The following is a 676-nucleotide window of genomic DNA, read 5'->3' on the forward strand; positions in this document are numbered from 1 at the left end:
TAGCGGCCTCACCGACACCGCAACCGGCGACCCCGTCCTGCTGTTCGTGGAAGGTGGCAACGTGGTCGGCCGTGCCGGCTCAGCCGCCGGCCCGATCGTGTTCACGGTCAGCGTCAGCGCCGCTGGCCTCGTGAGCCTCGACCAGGCTCGGGCGATCGTTCACGCGGACGCCACTGATCCGGACGACAGCACGACGTTGGCTGCTGCCGACCTCATTACCCTGACGGCGACCATCACCGACAACGACGGGGATGAGGCCTCGGCCACGCACGACATCGGCCAGAGCCTTAACTTCGAGGATGACGGCCCGACGATCACGGCAGACGGTGTCGTGCCGGAACTGACGGTGGACGAGACCGACCTGACGACCGACGCCAGCGCGGATTTCTCGACGGCCTTCACCTCGGATGCCGGTGCAGATGGTGACGCCATCACCTATGCGCTCGGCATCAGCCAGGTCACGAACGATAGCGGCCTCACCGACACCGCAACCGGCGACCCCGTCCTGCTGTTCGTGGAAGGTGGCAACGTGGTCGGCCGTGCCGGCTCAGCCGCCGGCCCGATCGTGTTCACGGTCAGCGTCAGCGCCGCTGGCCTCGTGAGCCTCGACCAGGCTCGGGCGATCGTTCACGCGGACGCCACTGATCCGGACGACAGCACGACGTTGGCTGCTGCC

The 676-nt window shown here is 67.8% G+C and carries 1 protein-coding gene; it reads left to right on the forward strand.

Features of this window, described 5'->3' with window-relative positions:
• On the forward strand, positions 1-676 hold a 676-nt coding region (locus tag CU102_RS28360), incomplete at both ends, for a DUF5801 repeats-in-toxin domain-containing protein (RefSeq protein WP_245425636.1).

The organism is Phyllobacterium brassicacearum (assembly GCF_003010955.1).
GTDB classification, from domain to species: Bacteria; Pseudomonadota; Alphaproteobacteria; order Rhizobiales; family Rhizobiaceae; genus Phyllobacterium; species Phyllobacterium brassicacearum.